General features: G+C 69.4%; 20 protein-coding genes. 10 read left to right on the top strand and 10 right to left on the bottom strand.

What is annotated here, in order from left to right; genetic code table 11:
* Nucleotides 1-79 precede the first annotated feature (79 nt).
* A complete protein-coding gene (gene typA / locus D7I44_RS02795) occupies nt 80-1,999 on the top strand; it encodes a translational GTPase TypA (protein WP_120788091.1) in 1,920 nt (639 codons plus the stop codon).
* A 49-nt stretch (nt 2,000-2,048) separates the two neighbouring features.
* On the opposite strand, the gene D7I44_RS02790 is transcribed toward typA, so the two are convergent.
* The 5 genes from D7I44_RS02790 to efeU all read right to left on the bottom strand — a co-directional run bounded on the left by D7I44_RS02790 (nt 2,049) and on the right by efeU (nt 7,502).
* Complete coding sequence (locus D7I44_RS02790) at nt 2,049-2,513, bottom strand: DUF4190 domain-containing protein (RefSeq protein WP_120788090.1); 465 nt, start codon at nt 2,511-2,513, stop codon at nt 2,049-2,051.
* Between the two features lie 141 nt (nt 2,514-2,654).
* Nucleotides 2,655-3,314 (bottom strand): hypothetical protein, encoded by a 660-nt coding sequence (locus tag D7I44_RS02785; protein WP_120788089.1) that lies wholly within the window; start codon nt 3,312-3,314, stop codon nt 2,655-2,657.
* A 63-nt stretch (nt 3,315-3,377) separates the two neighbouring features.
* A complete protein-coding gene (locus D7I44_RS02780; protein WP_120788088.1) occupies nt 3,378-4,664 on the bottom strand; it encodes a Dyp-type peroxidase in 1,287 nt (428 codons plus the stop codon).
* Nucleotides 4,661-5,911, bottom strand: coding sequence for an iron uptake system protein EfeO (gene efeO / locus D7I44_RS02775; RefSeq protein WP_120788087.1), 1,251 nt, complete (start codon nt 5,909-5,911; stop codon nt 4,661-4,663). Before efeO ends, D7I44_RS02780 begins: the two co-directional genes overlap by 4 nt.
* A complete protein-coding gene (gene efeU, locus D7I44_RS02770; RefSeq protein WP_120788086.1) occupies nt 5,898-7,502 on the bottom strand; it encodes an iron uptake transporter permease EfeU in 1,605 nt (534 codons plus the stop codon). Before efeU ends, efeO begins: the two co-directional genes overlap by 14 nt.
* Nucleotides 7,503-7,616: 114 nt before the next feature.
* On the opposite strand from efeU, the gene D7I44_RS02765 reads away from it, so the two are divergent.
* The 5 genes from D7I44_RS02765 (at nt 7,617) to adhP (ending at nt 11,959) form a co-directional block, all read left to right on the top strand.
* Nucleotides 7,617-8,000, top strand: a complete 384-nt coding sequence (locus tag D7I44_RS02765) for a hypothetical protein (protein WP_162940018.1) — start codon at nt 7,617-7,619, stop codon at nt 7,998-8,000.
* A 4-nt stretch (nt 8,001-8,004) separates the two neighbouring features.
* A complete protein-coding gene (fdxA, locus tag D7I44_RS02760; RefSeq protein WP_120788084.1) occupies nt 8,005-8,325 on the top strand; it encodes a ferredoxin in 321 nt (106 codons plus the stop codon).
* Nucleotides 8,326-8,344: 19 nt separating this feature from the next.
* Nucleotides 8,345-9,475, top strand: a complete 1,131-nt coding sequence (dapC, locus tag D7I44_RS02755) for a succinyldiaminopimelate transaminase (protein WP_120788083.1) — start codon at nt 8,345-8,347, stop codon at nt 9,473-9,475.
* 47 nt (nt 9,476-9,522) lie between these two features.
* A complete protein-coding gene (locus D7I44_RS02750; protein WP_120788082.1) occupies nt 9,523-10,809 on the top strand; it encodes a citrate synthase in 1,287 nt (428 codons plus the stop codon).
* A gap of 82 nt (nt 10,810-10,891) precedes the next feature.
* Nucleotides 10,892-11,959 carry an alcohol dehydrogenase AdhP gene (gene adhP / locus D7I44_RS02745; RefSeq protein ID WP_120788081.1) on the top strand — a complete coding sequence of 356 codons (1,068 nt, stop codon included), beginning with the start codon at nt 10,892-10,894 and terminating at the stop codon, nt 11,957-11,959.
* An 82-nt stretch (nt 11,960-12,041) separates the two neighbouring features.
* Here the strand turns inward: adhP and D7I44_RS02740 are convergent, their stop codons facing one another.
* Nucleotides 12,042-12,896, bottom strand: coding sequence for a type IV toxin-antitoxin system AbiEi family antitoxin domain-containing protein (locus D7I44_RS02740; RefSeq protein ID WP_162940017.1), 855 nt, complete (start codon nt 12,894-12,896; stop codon nt 12,042-12,044).
* A gap of 226 nt (nt 12,897-13,122) precedes the next feature.
* Nucleotides 13,123-14,070 carry a 2,3,4,5-tetrahydropyridine-2,6-dicarboxylate N-succinyltransferase gene (gene dapD, locus D7I44_RS02735; RefSeq protein WP_120788079.1) on the bottom strand — a complete coding sequence of 316 codons (948 nt, stop codon included), beginning with the start codon at nt 14,068-14,070 and terminating at the stop codon, nt 13,123-13,125.
* 18 nt (nt 14,071-14,088) lie between these two features.
* Between dapD and dapE the strand changes: the two genes are divergently transcribed.
* The 3 genes from dapE (at nt 14,089) to D7I44_RS02720 (ending at nt 16,596) form a co-directional block, all read left to right on the top strand.
* A complete protein-coding gene (gene dapE, locus D7I44_RS02730; RefSeq protein WP_120788078.1) occupies nt 14,089-15,159 on the top strand; it encodes a succinyl-diaminopimelate desuccinylase in 1,071 nt (356 codons plus the stop codon).
* Complete coding sequence (locus D7I44_RS02725; RefSeq protein WP_120788077.1) at nt 15,147-16,346, top strand: glycosyltransferase family 39 protein; 1,200 nt, start codon at nt 15,147-15,149, stop codon at nt 16,344-16,346. Before dapE ends, D7I44_RS02725 begins: the two co-directional genes overlap by 13 nt.
* A gap of 76 nt (nt 16,347-16,422) precedes the next feature.
* On the top strand, nt 16,423-16,596 hold the full coding sequence (locus D7I44_RS02720) for a DUF3117 domain-containing protein (protein WP_120788076.1): 174 nt from the start codon (nt 16,423-16,425) through the stop codon (nt 16,594-16,596).
* Between the two features lie 60 nt (nt 16,597-16,656).
* Here the strand turns inward: D7I44_RS02720 and D7I44_RS02715 are convergent, their stop codons facing one another.
* On the bottom strand, nt 16,657-17,289 hold the full coding sequence (locus D7I44_RS02715; RefSeq protein WP_120788075.1) for an O-methyltransferase: 633 nt from the start codon (nt 17,287-17,289) through the stop codon (nt 16,657-16,659).
* An 86-nt stretch (nt 17,290-17,375) separates the two neighbouring features.
* On the opposite strand from D7I44_RS02715, the gene D7I44_RS02710 reads away from it, so the two are divergent.
* The gene (locus D7I44_RS02710) at nt 17,376-17,753 is read left to right on the top strand and encodes a twin-arginine translocase TatA/TatE family subunit (protein WP_120790760.1); all 378 of its coding nucleotides are present in this window, start codon (nt 17,376-17,378) and stop codon (nt 17,751-17,753) included.
* Here the strand turns inward: D7I44_RS02710 and D7I44_RS02705 are convergent.
* Both D7I44_RS02705 and D7I44_RS02700 read right to left on the bottom strand, forming a co-directional pair.
* Complete coding sequence (locus D7I44_RS02705; protein ID WP_120788074.1) at nt 17,750-18,838, bottom strand: Mrp/NBP35 family ATP-binding protein; 1,089 nt, start codon at nt 18,836-18,838, stop codon at nt 17,750-17,752. The genes D7I44_RS02710 and D7I44_RS02705 overlap by 4 nt on opposite strands.
* A complete protein-coding gene (locus D7I44_RS02700; RefSeq protein WP_120788073.1) occupies nt 18,831-19,343 on the bottom strand; it encodes a DUF1003 domain-containing protein in 513 nt (170 codons plus the stop codon). Before D7I44_RS02700 ends, D7I44_RS02705 begins: the two co-directional genes overlap by 8 nt.
* Nucleotides 19,344-19,346 lie beyond the last annotated feature (3 nt).

Genomic DNA, 19,346 nt, shown 5'->3' with positions numbered 1-19,346 from the left:
GGGCGGCCTGCGTGCCGCCCTCTTCTGCGCGCACGGATGCCGCACAAATCCACACCTTCTCAAAGGACCTCGTACACCCATGGCCACTGCCCTCCGCACCGACCTGCGCAACGTCGCCATCGTGGCTCACGTCGACCACGGCAAGACCACCCTCGTCGACGCGATGCTGAAGCAGACCAACTCCTTCGGCGAGCACGCGCACGTCGAAGAGCGCGCGATGGACTCGAACGAGCTCGAGCGTGAGAAGGGCATCACGATCCTCGCCAAGAACACGGCGATCTCGTACAACGGCGAGCACGCGGCCGCGCACAACCCCGGCGGCCCCATCACGATCAACGTCATCGACACCCCCGGGCACGCCGACTTCGGCGGCGAGGTCGAGCGCGGACTGTCGATGGTCGACGGTGTGGTGCTGCTGGTGGACGCGTCTGAGGGCCCGCTGCCGCAGACCCGCTTCGTGCTGCGCAAGGCGCTCGAGGCGAAGCTTCCCGTCATCCTCGCGGTGAACAAGACCGACCGCCCCGATGCCCGCATCGACGAGGTCGTCGCCGAGGCGCAGGATCTGCTGCTCGGCCTCGCATCCGACCTGTCCGACGACGTGCCCGACCTCGATGTCGACGCGCTGCTCGACGTGCCCGTCGTGTACGCGAGCGGCAAGGCCGGCCGCGCGTCGCGCAACCAGCCCGCCGATGGCTCGCTGCCCGACAGCGAGAACCTCGAACCGCTGTTCGAGGCGATCCTCGCTCACATCCCCGCGCCGACCTATGACGATGACGCGCCCCTGCAGGCGTGGGTGACGAACCTCGACGCGTCGCCGTTCCTCGGCCGCCTCGCGCTGCTGCGCATCTTCTCCGGCACGATCAAGAAGGGCCAGACGGTCACGCGCGTGCACCACGACGGCACGACGTCGAACGCCCGCATCACCGAACTGCTCATCACGAAGGCCCTCGACCGCTTCCCTGCTGAGTCCGGTTCGGCCGGCGACATCGTCGCCGTCGCCGGCATCGAGGACATCATGATCGGCGAGACCCTCGCCGACCCGGACGATGTGCGCCCGCTGCCCGCGATCCACGTCGACGAGCCCGCGATCTCGATGACGGTCGGCATCAACACCTCGCCGCTGATGGGCAAGGTGAAGGGTCACAAGCTCACCGCGCGCATGGTGAAGGACCGCCTCGACCGCGAGCTGGTCGGCAACGTCTCGATCCGTGTGCTCGACATCGGCAAGCCGGACGCCTGGGAGGTGCAGGGTCGCGGCGAGCTCGCGCTCGCGATCCTCGTCGAGCAGATGCGCCGTGAGGGCTTCGAGCTCACCGTCGGCAAGCCGCAGGTCGTCACCCGCAAGGTCGACGGCAAGGTGCACGAGCCGTACGAGCACGTCACGATCGACATCCCCGAGGAGTACCTCGGGGCGATCACCCAGCTGCTCGCCGCCCGCAAGGGCCGCATGGAGGGCATGTCGAACCACGGCACCGGCTGGGTGCGCATGGAGTTCATCGTGCCGTCGCGCGGCTTGATCGGCTTCCGCACCGAGTTCCTCACCACCACCCGCGGTACCGGCATCTCCAACGCGATCTCCCACGGCTACGACGAGTGGGCCGGGTCGATCGTGACCCGCAACAACGGCTCGATCGTCGCCGACCGTCAGGGTGTCGTGACCGCATACGCGATCATCGGTCTGCAGGAGCGCATGAGCTTCTTCGTGAACCCGACCGAAGAGGTCTACGAGGGCATGGTCGTCGGCGAGAACTCGCGCGCCGACGACATGGATGTGAACATCACGCGTGAGAAGAAGCTCACCAACATGCGCACGTCGACCGCCGACAACTTCGAGGCCATGACGCCGTCGCGCCAGCTCACGCTGGAGGAGTGCCTCGAGTTCGCCCGCGAGGACGAGTGCGTCGAGGTCACCCCCGAGAAGGTGCGCATTCGCAAGGTCGAGCTCGACGCGACCGCCCGCGGCCGCGCGGCAGCCCGGCTGAAGAAGCAGGACGCCTAGTTCCGATCGTTTCGAGACGCCGCTCTGCGGCTCCTCAACGATCGGACGGTTACGGCAGCAGCTGGTTCACGAGGCTGCCCAGCTCGAACAGCTGGGTGAAGCCGAAGACCAGATTGGCGGCGGATGCCAGGCCGATGACGAGCCCGACGATGGCGACGCCGCGGCCGTTCGCACCGCGACGTCGCAGGCGGTTCGCACGGCTCGCGCCGACGGCGCCGAGCGCGAGGCTCACGAGCACGGTGAGGCAGACGAGCGGCCAGACGAAGCTCGCGGCACCCGTGAGGATGGCGAGCACGCCGTAGATCCAGTTCAGACCGCCCGCAGGGGTCTGGGGTGCGGGGTGCCGGGACACGGCCGGTCGCTGCCAGCCGAGCTCGGCGAGCGTACTCGACGGGTCGAAGACGGTCTCCTCAGCGTGCGCGCGCTTCGCCTCGAACACCGGCGCAGCTGCGTCTCCGAACGACGGAGGAACGAGCAATCCGTTCTTGTCGAGAGCGAACTGCGTGTCGGTCATGGTTGCACGCTACGCGCGCCGTTCAGCCCCCGGTAACCGCCCAAAACGGGCCACGCGCCGCGGACCGAGGCGATTCCTCCGCAGCATTTCGATGTGGGAACAGATTCGGTGCGAGCGATCGCAGCAACCAGATCTGTTCCCTCATCGAAATGATTCGAGAGCATCGACAACGTCCGCTGCGAGACCGGCGTGCCGGAGGCCTGCGCGCACCCGTCGCGGACTCGACGCCACGATGCAGGCAAGCTCGTCCGTGCCGAGCGCGCCGATGGCCAGCAACTCGGCGATGACGACGACCGCGTCATCGGGGCTCAGGCAGCTGCGCAGCGCCTGCCGCAGGGCCTCAGGGACAGGCAGGGAGACCCGCGAGATCGGGGCCCCGCCTGAGGTGATCGCGGCGTGAGTCGCGGCGATGTCCGGTGGGGAGTTGCGCGGCACGCTCCAGTGGGCGACGACGGGTCTCGGCTCGGCAAGGCGCCGCGCAGATGCGCGGCCGTCGTTCGGGGCGAGGCGCACGTGGACCGCTCCGGAACCCGCCAGCGCACGCGTCGCGCTGTCGCTCCCGGCCGCGCTCAGCACGCTCACGCAGTCGAGGTGCGCGCCGACGCGAGCCGCGAGCAGCTCGTCGTCGCCCAAGTGCGCGCAGGCGTACGCGTTGGGTCGCAACCACAGAACGGCGCGGCGGCCGTAGAGGCGACGGAACGGCACGACGGTACTTTCCGCGCCCCAGAGTTCGTGCAGCTCTTGATACGTGGCGACGTGTCCGAATGCGCACAGGGGCGACACGACGAGGGGCGAATGCATGCGGCCACTCTGGCCGCGATGCGTGACGGGTGACGCTGGTTCTCCACAGCACCGCGACGCGGCTCAGGCGAAGAGGCCCTCGGCCAGGTAGTGGCCTTGCTTCACGGCGGGCGGCACGAAGAAGATGCCTGAGCCGATGTGCGAGATGTACTCGTTCAGCAGGTCTGACGCGCCGAGCTTCGCCTGCAGCGTCTCGAAATGCGCCGGGTCGTTCTGGTACGAGATGAACAGCAGTCCGGCATCCAGCAGACCGTACTGGTTCAGCCCGTCGGTGTAGTTGTAGCTGCGCCGCAGGATCTTGAGGCCGCCGTTGTTCTCGTGCGCGGCCAGCGCGATGTGCGCGGTCGGCGAGATCTTCGTCGCGCCGTCCGCGCCTTTCGCGTGGAAGTCGGGCGTGGTGAACTCGGTGCCGCCCGACAGAGGAGCGCCCGCCCGCTTGTCGCGGCCGATGACGGTGTTCTGGTCGCTCGTGCGGTCGGCGTCCCAGTTCTCGATGTGCATCTGGATCTTCCGCACCACCTGGTATGAGCCGCCCTGCGTCCACGCGGGGCCCGAGTCCTTCACGAAGACGAACTTCTCGAGGTCGTCGTCCTCTTTGATGTTCCGGGTGCCGTCCTTGTAGCCGAGCAGGTTGCGCGGCGTCGACTGGCCCTTGCCCGCCGAAGCGCGGCCGAAGCCCATCACGGTCCAGTTCGTGGCGGCGGTGCCCTTCGCCATGCGGGCGAGGTCGCGGATCGCGTGGTACGCCACCTGCGGGTCGTCGGCGCACGCCTGCAGCGACAGGTCGCCGCCGGTGAGGCCCTCCTGGAAGGCATCCGACGGCAGGTCCTTCAGCTCGCGCATGAGAGCGGGCTTCTTGCCGGCGAGCCCGTACGCGTCGGTGAACAGGCCGGGGCCGAGCCCGACCGTCACGGTCAGGCCGGCTGGGGCCAGGTCGAGCGCCTCGCCCGTGTCGACGCCGATGCCGTCGACACGGTTCGGCTCGACCTGACCGATCGTCTTGCCCTTCATGAGCTGCGCGATCGCGCCCGACCAGCGCGCGAGCAGAACCTGCAGGTCGCGCGCGGTCGGCGACGACATGTCGAAGGTCATGTAGACGCAGTAGCGCTGAGGCGGTGTGCGGATGCCGGACTGCTCTGCCTCGCCGTAGAAGGCGTGCTGCAGCGACAGGTCGAGCACGTCGCCGTCGGCGGCAGGCGTGCCCGCCGCCCCGTGCAGCCCGGCGGCGTAGGCTCCGCCCACGCCGCCGGCCGCGCCGACGACGAGGCCGCCCGCGGCCGCGGCGCTGCCGAACAGCAGGCCGCGGCGCGAGACGCCGCTCGTGTCGGCGTTCTGGTCAGGCTCGCTCAACCGGCGGTCGCCACCTTCTCGGCGATCTTCGACAGCGGCTCCTGCAGCGCCTGCACGGTGAGGCTGAGCTTGGAGGCATCCGTCTGCTTCAGCTGGGCGGTGTAGTCGACGTAGCCACCGGGCACGCTCGGGTCGCGATAGGTGTCGAGCTGGGTCGTGACCTTGTCGAACTGGGTCTGCACCGTCGAAGTGAGGTCGGGGTCGATCTTCTTGAGGCCGGGTTCCAGGTAGGCGAACGCCTGCTCCGCGCCCTCGACGTTGGCGGCGAAGTCGACGAGGTCGATGTGGCTGTACGACTCCTCCTCACCCGAGATCTTGTTCGTCTGCACCTCTTCGAGCAGCCCTGCCGCGCCGTTGGCGAGGTCCTCGGGCTTGTAGGTGAGGCCCTTGGCGAGGTCGGCGAGCTTGCCGACGTTCGTGTTCAGCTCACTCGCGTACTGCTTGGTCTGGTCGGTGATGGCGCCGTTCTGCCACAGGTCGCGCTCGACCGCGTGGAAGCCGTGCCAGCCGACCGCCGGGTCGAGGTTGCTCTCGCGCATGTCGATCAGGTAGTCGAGGTTGCCGGCGTTGTCGGTGGCGTCGAAGCCGGGCAGCACGAAGCCGTCGACGTCGGACTCGACCTTCTCGTAGAACGGGCGGGCGAGCGCGTAGTCCTTCTTCGCCTCGTCGAGGTTGCCGGCCTGCACGGCGGTGTTCAGGTTGCCGACGGCCGTGACCATGTCGGCGAGCACGCCGGCGACGTAGGTGCCGTAGCCCTTGGTGCCCTCGGCGAGCACTGTCTGCACACTGCCGGTCGGCTGCGCGGCGGCCTTGCCGGTGACCGTGAACTTCTGCTCCTCGGTGTCAGCACCGGGGCAGTAGACCGTGTAGCTTCCGCCGCCGAGCGTGAGCGTGAGCTTCACCGGCGCGAGGCCGGGGGCGAGGTTCTCCTTCTCGCCGACGATGCGCTGGCCCTGCAGCAGCTCGACCTCCGTGATCGCGGTCGACGAGGTGTTGTCGATCGTGAAGGTGATGGGGCCGGCCTTCGCGCTGCTGTGGTCGAGGGTGCACCTGTCGCCGGAATCACCGGTCAGGTTCACCTTGATCTGGCTGGCGCCGTTGCTGACCGGGGCGACGGATGCCGCGGGCGACGCGTCGTCACCGGACGCGGTCTTGCCGCCCGGGGCGCAGGCCGTCAGGGCGATCGCGACGACGGCGGCGAGGCCGGCTGCCGTCGCGAGGCGACGGGCGGGGTTACTGAGCTGCATAGCTTTTGCTCCTCTGAGGCGTCGCCGGGATCGCAGGCGACGCGGTGGGGCCGACGGGGGTCTTCTGGTCTGTGAGGGCGCGGCGGCGCGAGCGCAGCCCGAAGGCGGCGGTGATCAGCGCGGCAAGGCCCAAGGCGATGGGTAGCTGGACGGCCCAGAACGCGCGCTCGGTCTGCGACGCGAGGGCGTCGTTCACGGCGGCTTGCGCCTTCGTCGAGGATGCCGACGTGACCGCCCAGCTCGGCGCGGCGTAGCGCGAGTCGTCGACACTGATGGTGCGCGGGGTGCTGAGCCCGCCGCCCGAGATCGTGACGACAGTGCGGGCCGTCTGCGTCGCGTCGAGCAGCGCGCCCTCCGCTGAGAACACCTCGAGGGTGCCGCCCGTGGACCAGCCTGCGTCGAACGGGCCGGGATCCGTCTGCGCGTTCACGCCGACGGGAAGGCGCCCGCCGTTCAGCTCGATGAGCTGCGCGAGGGTGACAGACGAGGGCGCCGTCGTCTGAGTCGGTGCGACGGGCAGCTTCCAGTGGCGCGCGACGATGCCGTTCACTTCGGCGGTTGCGGACTTCGCGGGGTCGAGATGCACGCGGGTGCTGTTCCCGTCGAGCGTGAAGTAGAAGGAGTCGCCGGCGAGCTGGGCGGTTCCCCCCGAGGCGCCCACCGCACCGGAAATCGCGGCGGCAGGAAGCTGCGGCGCCCCGACCCGCGGGAAGAACGCGACCAGACCGAGCGCGACGATCGCGATCGCGCCTGCGACGCCGAACTGCAGGCGCGCGATCTGCATTCCGTGCGCGCGGCGGGCGCGCGGCCAGTAGACGAACAGCACGACGGGGATGAGGTATGCGAACCAGCCGATGACCTCGATCAGGCGGGGGTCCGCAGGGATGCCGAGCACGCCGGTGAGCAGAGCCGACTGCACGGTGCCGGGCCGCACGACGGCGCTGAGGTCGAGGACCGTCTGCTGGCCGGCGTTCAGCCAGCCCGCCTCATGGGCGGTGCGCAGGGCGGTGAGCACGAGGCCGGCGGCGACCAGGATCAGGAATCCGCCCGTCCACCGGAAGAAGGTCGAGAGGTTGAGCTTGACGCTGCCCGCGTAGATGCCGGTGCCGATGAGGATCGCGGCGGCGACGCCGATGACGGCGCCCGTCGCGGCGAGCGCCATACTGCTGGAGGCGGTGAACGTGGCGAGCAGGAACACGCTCGTCTCGAAGCCCTCCTTGAGGACCGCGAGGAAGGCCATGCCCGCCAGCGCGTAGGCGTGACCGTCGTTGATGGCCTCGTTCGCCTCGGCCTCGAGCTCGTGCTTCAACCCGCGCGAGTGGGTGTTCATCCACACGATCATCCCGGTGACGAACACGACGGCGACCGCGCCGATGATCGACTCCATGCCCTCCTGCGCGGCCTGCGGCAGCGCCTGCTCGATCGCACGCAGAACGACGCCGACGGCGATGCTGAGCGCGACCGCGATGCCGACCCCGATCCACATCGGCGTGAGGCTCTTGCCGTTCTTGCGCAGGAAGGCGGCGATGATCCCGACGATCAGAGCGGCTTCGAGGCCTTCGCGCAGGCCGATGACGAGGGTGGGGAGCACGTGGTGCTTTCGCTGGAAGAGGGAGGGAGTCGTTGGTAAGGCTTACCTTACGTAGGTCAGCCTAAGGTCTGCCTGGAGGCGCCCGCAAATCACCGCGGCCCTACGATGGCCCTCATGCAGAATCGCCTCGGCGCGTCGCTTCTCGCCTTCGCCGTCGGCCTCGTGCTCGGGGTCGTCGGCACGTTCAACCACCGCGGCGTGATCGGCGTCGGTGCCACCGACGTTCCTTGGGGGATCGTCGTCTCGCTGCTCGGCGTCGCCTGCTTCCTCGTGGGGGCGCGGCTCTACTCGGGCAGCCGCCTGGTGACGCTGGCCGGCGCGATCGGCCTGCTCGTTCCGATTCTGGTGTTCTCCTTCGAAGGCCCGGGCGGCTCGGTCGTGATCGTGCAGGACACCCCTGGCAGGGTGTGGGACTTCGTGCCGTTCCTCATCGCGGTGGCTGTGCTCGCGTGGCCGCGGGTGCCCGCGCGAAGCGCTCGCGCAGAATCCCTAAACTGAGTACATGACCTACGTGATCGCCCTTCCGTGCGTCGACGTCAAGGACCGAGCCTGCGTCGACGAGTGCCCGGTCGACTGCATCTACGAGGGCGAGCGCTCGCTGTACATCCACCCCGATGAGTGTGTGGACTGCGGCGCCTGCGAGCCGGTGTGCCCCGTCGAGGCGATCTACTACGAAGACGACCTGCCCGGCGAGTGGGCCGACTACTACAAGGCGAACGTCGAGTTCTTCGACGAGATCGGGTCACCGGGCGGCGCTGCCAAGGTCGGCGTGATCGCGAAGGACCACCCGATCATCGCCGCCCTGCCGCCGCAGAACCGCTGAGCGCGGGCAGGCGGCTCCGATGCCCATCACCGATCTTCCGGACTACCCGTGGGACCGCATGGCCCCCTACGCGGAGCGCGCTCGCAGGCATCCGCGCGGCATCGTCGATCTGTCGATCGGCTCACCCGTCGATGCGACGCCCGAGCTGATCCGCACCGCGCTCGCCGAGGCGACCGACGCACACGCCTACCCGACGACCGCGGGGACGCCGGCGCTGCGCGAGGCGATCGTCGCCTGGTACGCGCGCCGCCGCGGCGTGCAGGGGCTCGCCGTCGACAACGTGCTGCCCACGATCGGCTCGAAGGAGCTCGTGGCGCTGCTGCCTCTGCTCGCCGGCATCCGCGCGGGCGATGTCGTCGTGCACCCGCGCGCCGCCTACCCGACGTACGCGGTCGGCGCCGCGATCGCCGACGCGGCGTCTTTCGCCTCAGACGACCCGGCCGAGTGGCCCGAGGAGACCCGGCTCATCTGGCTCAACTCGCCGGGCAACCCCGACGGGCGCGTGCTCGACGTCGACTTCCTGCGCGCGGCGGTCGCCCGCGGCCGCGAGCTGGGAGCGCTCGTCGTGAACGACGAATGCTACGCAGAGCTCGGGTGGGAGGGGCGCTGGTCGAGTGAGGCCGTGCCCAGCATCCTCGACCCCAGGGTCGTCGGTGACGACCTGACGGGCGTGCTGTCGGTCTACTCGCTCTCGAAGCAGTCGAACCTCGCCGGCTATCGCGCCGCCTTCCTCGCCGGCGACGCGCGCCTCGTGGACGAGGTGCTCACCCGCCGCAAGCACGCGGGCCTCATGCTGCCCGCGCCGCTGCAGGCCGCGATGGTCGCCGCCCTCGGCGACGACGCGCACGTCGCGGAGCAGAAGGAGCGCTACCGCGCGCGCCGCGCGATGCTCAAGCCCGCGCTCGAGGCCGCGGGCTTCGCGATCGACCACAGCGAGGCGGGCCTGTACCTGTGGGCGAGCGAAGGGGCGGATGCCTGGGCGAGCATCGACCGCCTCGCAGGCCTCGGGATCCTGGCCGGCCCCGGCGAGTTCTACGGCGATTTCTACCCTGGTCACGTGCGGTTCTCGATCACCGCGACCGACGAGCGCATCCGGGAAGCGGCGGAAAGACTGGCTGCCGTAACTTCTGCGATACGGACGCCCGTATAGGGTGAACAGGCGGGTCTTGGCCCGCGCAGCAGACGAAGGAGTTCTAGGTGCCCGACGAATCCGAAGACCAGTTCGCGACGCTGTCCTACCCCGGCGGGCAGGCGCAGTTCCCCATCCGCGCGGCGGTCGACGGGCACTCCAGCATCGACATCTCCTCGCTGACGAGGCAGACGGGTCTCACGACGCTCGACTACGGCTTCGTGAACACCGCCTCCACGGCATCCGCCATCACCTACATCGACGGCGACGAGGGGATTCTGCGCTACCGCGGCTACCCGATCGAGCAGCTCGCCGCGGGCTCGAGCTTCCTCGAGGTCGCGTGGCTGCTGGTCTACGGCGAGCTGCCGACCGTCGACGAGCTGGCCGACTTCACCGAGCGGATCCGGCGGCACACCCTCGTGCACGAGGACCTCAAGCAGCTGTTCGGGGCGCTGCCGTACCACGCGCACCCGATGTCGATGCTGTCGAGCGCGGTCGGCGCGCTCGGAACCTACTACGAGGCCGACGTCGACGACCCTGAGGCCGTCGATCTCGCGACGATCCGGCTGTTGGCGAAGATGCCGACGATCGCGTCGTACGCCCACAAGAAGAGCCTCGGGCAGGCGTTCCTGTACCCCGACAACTCGCTGTCGTATGTGGAGAACTTCCTGCGTCTCAACTTCGGCACGATGGCCGAGCCCTATGAGGTCAACCCGGTGGTCGCCCGTGCGCTCGACCGTCTGCTGATCCTGCACGCCGACCATGAGCAGAACGCGTCGACGTCGACCGTTCGCCTCGTCGGCTCGACCAAGGCGAACATCTTCTCGTCGATCTCTGCCGGCATCTCGGCGCTCTATGGCCCCCTGCACGGCGGCGCCAACGAGGCGGTGCTCGAGATGCTCGCCGGCATCCAGGAATCCGGCGAAGGCGTCAAGAAGTTCGTCGAGCGCGTCAAGAACAAGGAAGACGGCGTCAAGCTCATGGGCTTCGGCCACCGCGTCTACAAGAACTACGACCCGCGCGCGAAGCTCGTGAAGGAGAGCGCAGACGCGGTGCTCACCGAACTCGGCGTGCACGACCCCCTGCTCGACATCGCGAAGGAGCTTGAGCAGACCGCCCTCGAAGACGACTACTTCGTCTCGCGGAAGCTCTACCCGAACGTCGACTTCTACACGGGCGTCATCTACAAGGCGATGGGATTCCCGCCGCGCATGTTCACCGTGCTGTTCGCGATCGGCCGCCTGCCCGGCTGGATCGCGCAGTGGCGCGAGGTGAACACCGACCCGGCGAGCAAGATCGGCCGCCCGCAGCAGCTCTACGTGGGCGCGGCGAAGCGCGACCTGCCCGCGCGCTAGGTCGAGCGTCGGGCGGTCGGGACCTTCCGCCCTAACGGCAGCGGCCGTCACGCGCCACGCTGGCGCCATGTCTCAAGATTGCATGCGCGCCGCGGTGGCGCGCGAGTTCGGAAAGCCGCTCGAATTCGACGACCGGGTCGTGCCGCTGCCGCACGGCTTCGAGGCCCTGGTGAGGGTCGAGTACACCGGCGTATGCCACACCGATCTGCACGCGGTCGGCGGCGACTGGCCCGTCAAGCCCGCGCTGCCCTTTGTGCCAGGGCATGAGGGAGTGGGGCGCGTCGTCGCAGTCGGTCACGAGGTCACCTCGCTCAAAGTCGGCGACCGCGTCGGCAACGCGTGGCTGTGGTCCGCGTGCGGCGAGTGCGAGTACTGCACGAGCGGCCGCGAGACGCTCTGCCCCGTGCAGAGGAACTCCGGCTACACGGTCGACGGCAGCTTCCAGGACTACATGCTCGTCGACTCCCGCTACGCCGCCCGGATTCCGGAATCCCTCGACCCCGCGCGCGTCGCGCCGATCCTGTGCGCGGGAGTCACCGTGTACAAGGGCCTCAAGACGACGGGAGCCCGGCCGGGCCAGTGGGTCGTCGTCTCCGGCATCGGCGGACTCGGCCACCTCGCGGTCGAGTACGCGGTCGCCATGGGCCTGGACGTGGTCGCGGTCGACGTGGCCGACTCGAAGCTCGTGCTGGCGCGCGAGCTGGGTGCGACGTTCACGGTGAATGCGGCGAAGACGGATGCCGCAGCCGAGATCCAGCGCGAGATCGGCGGCGCCCATGGGGTGCTCGTGACGGCGCCGAGCGAAGCGGCCGTCGCGCAAGCCGTCCGCATGGCGCGCCGCGGCGGCACGATCTCGCTCGTGGGGCTGCCCTCCGGCACGTTCCCGGTGAGCGTCTTCGACACCGTGCTGAACGGCCTCACGATCAAGGGCTCCATCGTCGGAACACGCGGCGACCTCGCCGAGGCCCTCGACCTCGCCGCTCGCGGAAAGGTGCATGCGACGGTCACCAAGCACCCGTTCGCCGACGTGAACCGGGTGCTCGACGACATGCGCGACGGGCGCATCCTCGGTCGCGTGGTGCTCGAGCTCGCGGGAGACCTCGCGCGCGAGGAGGCGGGCTACCCCACCCGCCAGTTCGCGAACGCGTGAGCCAACACCCGCGTAGGAACGGGCCGCATGACGCACGGTCGGCCCTACGAATGCAGGCCGTTCGTAGGGCCGACTGTGTGTTCTAGGCCCGGTTCCTATCCGCCCCGCCGGCGAGCAATGCCTCGATCTGGGCCAGAACCGCATCCCACCCGAACACGACCTCGGCATAGCCGAAGCGCAGCACGGTGTAGCCCATCTGCTGCAGGCGGCGGTCCTGCACTCGGTCGCGGGCGAGCTGAACCGGATCCTCGAGGTGCTGCTTCCCGTCGAGCTGGATGACGAGCCGTTCGCCGATCAGCAGATCGACCGGATGCCCGTCGATCACCACCTGCTCGCGGCACGGGATGCCAGCCCACCCGAGACGGACCCGGGTGAGGCTCTCGAGTCCGGAGTCCGCCAATCCAGTGGTGAGCGCGACGGCTTCAGCGAATCGACCACGATGACGGGATGCCAGGCGCTGCGCTTCTTCGAGGCTGAGCAGACCCAACCGCACGGCTGAGTCGAAGCTCGCCACGGCAGCGTCGAGCGGCTGGCATCGCGCGATGTGCGCGAGGGAGTTCCGTATCGACTCGACCGCGAGAAGCTGGCGGTCGGGCTCGACCGGCTCCGGCGTCCAGTGCCGGGTGGCGACAGGAAAGCGGCCATCGAGGCGGAACTTTCCACCAGGCGAGCGGGTGACGACGTGAAATCCGCTGTCTTCGAGAACCCAGACACCGTAGGCGTGTGCGGCTGTGACGCACGCGGCGCGACTGTTCATCTGAACGGCGCGACCAAAAGCGGGATTCGCGTTCGGCCGCCCGAGCACGTCGCGCGTGAACGCCACTAGCCTGCCGCTCTCGAGGAGTTTCCGGATGGCATGCTGGCTCAAGCCTGCGCGGCGGAGGTCCTCGCGCGTGGTGAAGCCGTGATTGCGGTCGAGTATGTCGAAGAGTCGCATGCGGCGAGCATGGCCCGACCCGATCGGCCACATACGCTCGCGAAGGCGGTTCTGGGTACTGCGCGGCGAAGTCGCCCCTGTGGAGGGCAGGATCTGTCCCTAGGACGAATGAAGGTTCCTACGTTCCGCGCGAAAACGTAGGGCCGATCAAGCGTCTTGCGCCCGGTTCCTACGGGCCCATGAGTAAAGGCGAGCCCGGGCGCGAGGTGAACCTGCAGGGGCAGCCCTACGCGTGCAGCGCCGAGTTCAGCACGATGCCCGTGCCCTGGCGCTGCACGGCCTCGACCGCGCCCGTCACCGAGTTGCGGCGGAACAGCAGGCTCGGCACGCCGGACAGCTCAAGGGCCTTCACCGTCACCGGCTGGCCGTTCTCGTCGCGTTCGCCGATCAGGGTCACCTTGGTGCCTGCGGTCACGTACAAGCCTGCTTCCACAACGGAGTCGTCGCCGAGCGAGATGCCGACGCCGGCGTTCGCCCCCAAAAGGGCCCGCGCCCCGATGACGACCCTTTGCGTGCCGCCTCCTGACAGGGTTCCCATGATGGAGGCCCCGCCGCCGATGTCCGCCCCGTCGCCCACGACGACGCCCTGCGAGATGCGGCCCTCCACCATGGAGGTCCCGAGCGTTCCCGCGTTGAAGTTCACGAAACCCTCGTGCATGACGACCGTTCCAGGAGCGAGGTGGGCGCCGAGGCGCACGCGTGAGGCATCCGCGATGCGCACCCGGTCAGGCACCACGTAGTCGAGCAGGCGCGGGAACTTGTCCACGGCGTACGCCTGGATGCCCGCGCGTTTGAGGGTGGGCAGCAGGCGCGGGTAGTCGGATGCCGCGACCGGCCCCGCCGACGTGAACACCACGTTCGGCAGATACGTGAAGATCCCGTCCAGGTTGAGCGAGTTCGGCGCGGTGAGCAGGTGCGAGAGCAGATGCAGGCGCAGGTACGCGTCGGAGGTGCTCGCCACCGCGGCATCCAGCTCAATCGAAACGGTGACCGCCTCGATGCGCACGTTGCGGCGCTCGTCGGGCCCGGCGAGCCCGGCGAGCTCTGCTGGCACCTCGGCGTCCTCGGGCAGCGCGCCCAGACGCGGCTCCGGGTACCAGGTGTCGAGCACGGTGTCGTCAGCGGCGATCGTCGCCAGGCCGAAGCCCCAGGCGAGGCGGGAGGTCTCAGTCACCCCTCTAATCTAGAGAGCATGCCGCTTGATCTCACGACGACCTCGATCGAGCTCACCCGCCAGATCTGCGACATCGAGTCCGTGAGCGGCAACGAGACGGCATTGGCAGACGAGATCGAGCAGGCGCTCGAGCGGATGCCTCACCTCGACGTCCTGCGCGACGGCGACCTCGTCGTCGCCCGCACGCACCTCGGCCGCGCTCGCCGCGTGGTGATCGCTGGCCACATCGACACTGTTCCCGTGAATCGCAACCTGCCGACCCGCTTCGAGACGGAGGACGGCGTCGACTACCTCTGGGGCCGCGGCACCGTCGACATGAAGCCGGGCGTCGCGGTCGCGCTGAAGCTCGCCGCGGAGCTCGCCGAGCCGAGCGTCGACCTCACCTGGCTGTTCTACGACCACGAAGAGGTCACGAGCGATCTCAACGGTCTCGCGCGGCTCGCGCGCACCCGCCCCGAGCTGCTCGCGGGCGATTTCGCCATCCTGGGCGAACCGAGCAACGGCGCCGTCGAGGGCGGGTGCAACGGCACGATGCGCTTCGATGTCGTGACCCGCGGCAAGCGCGCGCACAGCGCCCGCGGCTGGATGGGGGAGAACGCCATCCACAAGGCCGCCCCGATCCTCGACCTGCTCGCCGCGTTCGAGCCCGAGACGATCGAGGTCGACGGCCTCGCCTACCGCGAGCAGCTCAACGCGGTGCTGGCGAGCGGGGGAGTGGCGGGCAACGTCATCCCCGACGAGTTCCGCGTCCACGTCAACTACCGCTTCGCGCCCTCGCGCTCCGCCGACCAGGCCGAAGCCACGATGCGCGGCCTGTTCGAACCGCTCGGCGAGTTCGAGCTGAAGGACCTCTCGCCGGGCGCCCGCCCCGGCCTCGACGACCCGCTCGCTCAGGAGTTCCTCGCCGCCGTCGGCCTCGAGGCGAAGCCCAAGTATGGCTGGACCGACGTCGCCCGGTTCAGCGCCCTCGGCATTCCCGCGGTGAACTTCGGCCCGGGCGACCCGAGCCTCGCGCACGCCGACGACGAGAGAGTGCCGCTCGCCCAGATCACCGCGTGCGAAGACGCCCTGCGAGCGTGGCTGCGCTGAGCTGGCGGGCCCTGCCGTGGTGGGCCCGCGTGACGGTCGTGTTCATCCTCGGCCGGGCACTCGACACGATCCTGCTGCTCTGGCAGGCGGCGATCGAGGGCCCGAACGCCTGGACAGGCGCCCACCCGCGCTACCTCGACTTCGCCAACATCTGGGATGGCCGGTGGTACCAGATCATCGCCGCCGTCGGCTACCCGCGCACGCTGCAGTTCGATGCGACGGGCCACCTCACGCAGAACCAGTGGGCGTTCCTGCCCGTCTACCCCTATGTCGTCAAGGGCGTCATGGCGCTCGGACTCTCGTGGGAGGCCGCGGCGGTGCTCGTCACCGTGCTGTGCGCCTGGGGTGCGACGCTCGTGTTCTACAAGCTCATGCGCACCCGGCTGCGCCCCTCCACCGCGATGTACGCGACCGTGCTGTTCTCCGTCGCGCCCGTCGCCGCGCTGTTCCAGGTCGCCTACGCCGAGGCGATGTTCACGCTGCTGCTCGCGGCGATCCTGTACCTCTGGGTCAAGCGACGGTTCTGGTGGATGCTGCCGCTCATCGTCCTCGCCGCCTTCACCCGCCCCGGCGAGGTCGCGCTCGCCCTCGCGCTGGGGCTCTGGGTGGCGTGGCGGCTCTGGCGGGCATGGCGGGGGACTGAGCCGATACGGATGCCCGAGCTCGTGGCATCCGTCATCGCGACCCTCGTCGCGCTGATCTCGGGACTGGCCTGGCCCGTCATCGCCGACCGTGCGACGGGCTACCCGGGCACCTACACGCAGACCGAGCTGTCGTGGCGGGTGTCGTACACCGGGTGGGATCCGCTCGTGCCGTTCACGCCGTGGATTCAGGGTGCGAAGTGGTGGTTCACGCTGTGGCTGCACACCCCGGCGTGGGTCGGCTACCTCGCTCTCGCGGCGATCGTCGGGCTCGGGGTCGTCTTCCTGCTGGTGCCGCCGGCGCGCCGCCTCGGGGTCGAGCTGCGCCTGTGGCTGCTGTCCTACGGGCTCTATGTGCTGGCCGTGTTCTTCCCCCAGTCGAGCACCTTCCGCATCCTCCTGCCGCTGTTCCCGGCGCTCGGCGTCGTGGCCGCGCCGCGGGCGAAGTGGTACCGCGTCGGCATGGTCGTCGTGTTCGTCGCCGCACAGGTGGGGTGGCTGCTGCTCGCCTGGACGATCGGCGACTACGACTGGTCGCCGCCGTAGGCAGCCCCAAGCCGGGTGGTGCCGGCCCTCGCGTGCGGTGCGGGATAATGGAGTCAAACCACGAAAGGGGAGCTACATGGCGGCCATGAAGCCGAGAACCGGAGACGGACCCATGGAGGCTGTGAAGGAGGGGCGACTCATCATCGTGCGCGTTCCTCTGGAGGGCGGCGGCCGGCTGGTCGTTTCCGTCAACGACGACGAGGCCAAAGAGCTTCACGACGCGCTGGCAGCTGCCATCGGAGCCAACTAGCTCGCGTCGCAAGAGGTGCCGCCCTTCGGGGCGGCACTTTTGCGTTAAGGGGTCGTGCCGCTACGCGGCGAGCTTCGTGATCTGCAGCAGCCCGTCGCCGACGATCGACAATGCGCTCACCACGGCGCGCGATCCCGAGATCTCGCCGATGAGGGTGCGGAACGCGGTGGCGACGTCGTCGCGGTTCGCTGGGTTGCCGACCTTGCCCTGCCAGAGGGCGTGCGGCACGAGCACCGTTCCCCCCGGGCGAGCGAGGCGCAGCCCGTGCTCGACGTACTCGATGACGTTGCCTGCGTCGGCGTCGACCAGCACGACATCGTAGGCGTTCTCGTTCATGCGGGGCAGCACGTCGAGTGCCCGGCCGGCGATCAGGCGCAGCTTCGCCGGTGCGAAGCCGGCTTCGAGGAAGAACTGGCGGGCCTGCTGCTGGTGGTCGACCTCGCTGTCGATGCTCGTCAGCTCGGCCTCGGCCGCGCCGCGCAGCAGCCAGAGACCCGACACCCCGATGCCCGTGCCGATCTCGATGATCTTGGCGGCGCCGGTGGCGGCCACGATGACGGATGCCTGCGCGCCGAGAGCCGGTGCGATCGGCGTCACCCCGAGCTCGAGCGAATGCTGCCTGGCGCGGGCGATCACCTCGCTCTCGACGACCACGTCGTTCGCGAACTTCCAGTTGATGTCGTTGTCCGACATGGGCCTCCGTACCTCGAAGCTCAGGATATCCGCACCACTTCGAGACTCCGGTCAGACGCACGGCTACGAGCGATTACGATGTGGGGGTGCTGGGTATCTCGTTCGACAAGCTGCTGGTCATGGCCGGCATCGCTGTCATCCTGATCGGCCCCACGCGCCTGCCCGGCTACGCAGAGAAGCTCGGCCAGTTCGTCCGCAACCTGCGCCGCTACGCCGATGACGCCCGCGACAAGGTGCGCGAAGAGGTCGGCTCAGACGTCTTCGACGACATCGACTGGAAGAAGCTCGACCCCCGCCAGTACGACCCGCGCCGCATCATCGCCGATGCGCTGCTGTCGGACAACGACGACGACACGCCTGCCGAACCCGAGACGGTCATCGGCATCGCATCGGTCGCGACGAAGGCGGCGCCTGCGGCGCTCACGGTGGGCGCGCTGCCCCCCTTCGACGCCGAGGCGACCTAAGCCGGGCGCAGGCCGAGGCTGCGTCCCGCCAGGTTCCTGGGGCGGGACGCCATCGCTGCCGCGATGCCCGCGATGACCTCGGCGGCGGGGTCTTCCGGGCGGGACAGCACGATGGGGGAGCCCTCGTCGCCTCCGACCCGCAGCGGCACCGACAGCGGGATCGCGCCGAGCAGCGGCGCATCGAGCGCGGTCGCGACCTGAGCACCGCCCCCCGTGCCGAACAGCTCGCCCGACATGTTCTCGATCACGCCGTAGATCTTCTGACCGGTCTGCGCGGCGAGCGCGCCCGAGCGCACCGCGACCTCGGCGGCCGCGGCCTGCGGCGTCGTCACGACGAGCACCTCGGCGTTCGGCAGCAGCTGCCCGACCGAGATCGCGACATCGCCGGTGCCGGGGGGCAGATCGAGCAGCAGCACGTCGAGGTCGCCGAAGTACACGTCGGTCAGGAACTGCTGGATGGTGCGGTGCAGCATCGGCCCGCGCCACGCGACCGCGGAGGACGGCCCCTGCCCGCGCTCGGGGTCGAGGAACATGCCGATCGAGACGACCTTCACCCCGAACGCCACCGGGGGCAGGATCATCTCGCCGACCCGGGTCGGCCGCGCGCCCGTGATGCCGAGGATGCCTGGGATGGAGAATCCGTGCACGTCCGCATCCACGAGCCCCACGCGCAGTCCCTGGGCTGCGAGCGCGACGGCGAGGTTCGCGGTCATGGTCGACTTGCCGACGCCGCCCTTCCCGGAGGTGACGGCGTAGACGCGCGTCAGCGACTCGGGGCCGAACGGCATCGTGCGCGTGCCGCGCAGCCGCTCGGTGAGCGCCTTCCGCTCCTGCGGGCTCATCACGCCGACCGCGAGCTCGACTCCGGTCACGCCCGGCACGGCCGTGACGGCCGCGCGCACGTCCGCCTCGATGCGGTCGGCGGCCGGACACCCGACGATGGTCAATCTGATGGCGACGGATGCCTGACCCGAAGCATCCACCGCCACGGACTCGACCATGTCGAGCTCCGTGATCGGCCGCCTGATCTCCGGGTCCTGCACGCCCGCGAGGGCGCGCGCGACCCGCTCGGTGAGGTCACTCAACGCCGTCAGCCACTGCCTCTTCCGCGGGGCCGAGCTCGTCGAGCAGCGCGCGCAGCTCCTGCCGGATGAAGTCCTTCGTCGGCACGTCGCGCAGGGCGAGGCGCAGCGCCACGACCTCGCGGGCGAGGTACTCGGTGTCGGCGAGGTTGCGGGTCGCCTGCTGGCGGTCCTGCTCGATCTGCACGCGGTCGCGGTCGTCCTGTCGGTTCTGGGCGAGCAGGATCAAGGGTGCGGCGTAGGAGGCCTGCAACGACAGCACGAGCGTGAGCACCGTGAAGCCGTAGGTCTGCGAATCGAACCGCCACGCGAGCGGAGCGAGCGAGTTCCAGGCGATCCAGACCACGCAGAAGACGCTGAGGGCGAGCAGGAACATCGGGGTGCCCATCGCGCGGGCGATCCACTCGGTGAAGCGGCCGAAGCGATCGGTGTCGCGGCGGGCGCGTCCCCGGCCGGAGAGACCCTTGGGGGCGTCCAGCCCGATGGCCTTGTTGTCGACCCGAGCCATGGG

It is taken from the genome of Gryllotalpicola protaetiae (assembly GCF_003627055.1).
GTDB lineage: Bacteria > Actinomycetota > Actinomycetes > Actinomycetales > Microbacteriaceae > Gryllotalpicola > Gryllotalpicola protaetiae.
This window is presented reverse-complemented; position numbering and strand designations above follow the sequence as displayed.